3 protein-coding genes are annotated in these 2,616 nt (G+C 75.5%); all 3 read left to right on the plus strand.

The window, feature by feature from the left end:
• On the plus strand, nucleotides 1–1,344 hold a 1,344-nt coding region (locus tag ACLEQD_RS41065; protein ID WP_410391361.1), incomplete at its 5' end, for an HAD-IC family P-type ATPase.
• Complete coding sequence (locus ACLEQD_RS41070; protein WP_410391362.1) at nucleotides 1,335–1,529, plus strand: hypothetical protein; 195 nt, start codon at nucleotides 1,335–1,337, stop codon at nucleotides 1,527–1,529. The genes ACLEQD_RS41065 and ACLEQD_RS41070, both read left to right, overlap by 10 nt.
• The coding region (locus ACLEQD_RS41075) for an MBL fold metallo-hydrolase RNA specificity domain-containing protein (RefSeq protein WP_410391363.1) at nucleotides 1,526–2,616 on the plus strand (1,091 nt) is incomplete at its 3' end. The genes ACLEQD_RS41070 and ACLEQD_RS41075, both read left to right, overlap by 4 nt.

A 2,616-nucleotide genomic window follows, 5' to 3' on the forward strand; every position in this document is an offset into this window, starting at 1 on the left:
CTGGCGCTGCTCGTGGCCGCGCGGGCGAAGGGCGTGGAGCGCGCGGACGTGGAGCGCGAGCGCCCCCGCGTGTCGGAGCAGCCCTTTGATTCGGACCGGCGGCGCATGAGCATCCTGCGCTCGGACGGGGTGCTCTACGTGAAGGGCGCGCTGGAGGCGCTCCTGCCGCTGTGCAAGCAGGTGCCTCCGGGCGTGACGGAGGCCCTGGCCTCGCTGGCGGGGCGCGCCCTGCGCGTGCTGGCGGTGGCGGAGGGGCGGGGCCCCGAGGAGCGGGACCTCACGCTGGTGGGGCTGGTGGGGCTGGCGGATCCGCCCCGGCCCGAAGCGGTGGCGGCCGTGCGCGCGGCGCGCGAGGCCGGGGTGCGCACGGTGATGATCACCGGCGACCACCCCGCCACGGCCCTGGCCATCGCGAAGGAGCTGGGCCTGCTGCGCGAGGGCGAGGCGCCGGAGGGCACCGTGCACGCGCGGGCGACGGCGGAGGAGAAGCTGCGCATCGTGCGCGGATGGAAGGCGCGCGGGGAGGTGGTCGCCATGACGGGGGACGGCGTGAACGACGCGCCGGCCCTGCGCGAGGCGCACATCGGCATCGCCATGGGCCGCACCGGCGCGGAGGTCACCCGCGAGGCGTCCGACCTCATCCTCACGGACGACAACTTCGCGAGCATCGTCGCGGCCGTGCGCGAGGGGCGCGGCATCTACGAGAACATCCGCAAGACGCTCGTCTACCTGCTGGCCGGCAACGGCGGTGAGCTGGTGCTGATGCTCGGCGCGTCGCTCCTGGGCCTGCCCCTGCCGCTGCTGCCCCTGCACCTGCTCTGGGTGAACCTCGTCACCGACGGGCTGCCGGCGCTGGCGCTGGTCATGGACCCCGCCCCGCCGGACGTCATGCGGCGGCCACCCCGGCGGCCGGAGGCGCCCATGCTGGGCCGGCGGGAGTGGCTGGCGGTGCTGGCCACGGGCCTGCTGGACGCGACCGTCACGCTGGGCACCTTCCTCTGGGCGCTCGAGCGCATGCCCCTGGAGGAGGCACGCACCCTGACGTTCACCGTGCTGGTGTTCTGCCAGGTGCTGCGGGCCTTCGCCGCGCGCAGCGCCGGGATGATCCACTGGGAGGTCGGGTCGTTCAGCAACTGGCCGCTGCTGGGGGTGGTCGCCGGCACGCTGGCGCTCCAGGTCGCCCTGCCGGAGGTGCCCCTGCTCGCCGCGTTCTTCTCGCTCGTCCCGCTGGACCCCGCGCACCTCGCGCTCGCGCTGGGCCTGGGGCTCATCCCGGTGAGCGTGCTGGAGCTGCGCAAGCTGGTGGCGCGCGGCGTGGCGCGAAGGAGCAGGGCATGCACCTGATGCAAGAGGAGGCGTCCACGGTCTCGCTGCGGTTCCTGGGGGCGGCGGGCACCGTCACCGGCTCCCGCTTCCTGCTGGAGCGGGAGGGCCGCGAGCCGTTCCGCGTGCTGCTCGACTGCGGCTGTTCCAGGGGCTCAAGGCCCTGCGCCAGCGCAACTGGGAGCCGCCGCCGTTCGACCCGGTGACGCTGGACGCCGTGGTCCTCAGCCACGCCCACCTGGACCACTCCGGCTTCCTGCCGCTGCTGGCGCGGGGCGGGTTCCGCGGCCCCGTCCACTGCACGCCGGGCACGGCGGACCTGCTCGGGCCGCTGCTGCTCGACTCCGCGCACCTCCAGGAGGAGGACGCGGAGCGGGCCAACCGCCACGGCTACTCGAAGCACCATCCCGCGCTGCCGCTCTACACGGTGGAGGACGCGCGGCGCGCGCTCACGCTCGTGCGCACGCACCCCTACGGCACGCCCTTCACCGCGGGGGCGGGGCTGGAGGTGACCTTCCGGCGCGCGGGCCACATCCTCGGCTCGGCCACGGTGGACGTGGCCTGGGGGCAGGGGGACGCCGCGCGCCACCTGGTCTTCTCCGGGGACCTGGGCCGCCCGGGCCGTCCCATCCTGCGCGACCCGGAGCCCGTGCCCGGGGCGGACGTGCTGCTGCTGGAGTCCACCTACGGCGACCGCGTGCACGCGGCCTGGCCGGAGGAGCACCTGGCGCGCATCATCACGCGCACCGTCCACCAGGGCGGCGCGGTGGTCATCCCCGTCTTCGCGGTGGGGCGCGCGCAGGAGCTGCTCTGGACGCTGCACCGCCTGCGCGACGAGCAGCGCCTGCCGCGCGTCTCCGTGTTCCTGGACAGCCCCATGGCGCAGGACGTGACGGAGCTCTACTGCCGCCACCCGGAGGACCACGACGTGGACATGCGGCGGCTCACCTTCCAGGCGCGCTGCCCGCTGTGCGCCTCGGAGCGCCACTGGGTGCGCACCGCGGAGGAGTCCCGGGCGCTGCTGACGAGGACGGACCCCCGGGTCATCCTCGCGGGCAGCGGCATGGCCACGGGCGGCCGGGTGCTGCACCACCTGAAGCACCTGCTGCCGGACGCGCGCAACACCGTGGTGCTCGCGGGCTATCAGGCCGCGGGCACCCGGGGGCGCGCGCTCCAGGACGGCGCGGCCCGGCTGCGCATCCACGGCGAGGACGTCCCCGTGCGGGCGCGGGTGGAGACGGTGGACGGCCTGTCGGCGCACGCGGACCGGGAGGAGCTGCTCGCCTGGCTGCG

The sequence above is a fragment of the Corallococcus sp. 4LFB genome, from assembly GCF_046520365.1.
Classification (GTDB): domain Bacteria; phylum Myxococcota; class Myxococcia; order Myxococcales; family Myxococcaceae; genus Corallococcus; species Corallococcus caeni.

Bases quoted from the DNA above. Each gene is read 5' to 3' on its own strand.
- ACLEQD_RS41070 (WP_410391362.1), top strand. From the start codon at position 1,335: ATGCACCTGATGCAAGAGGAGGCGTCCACGGTCTCGCTGCGGTTCCTG.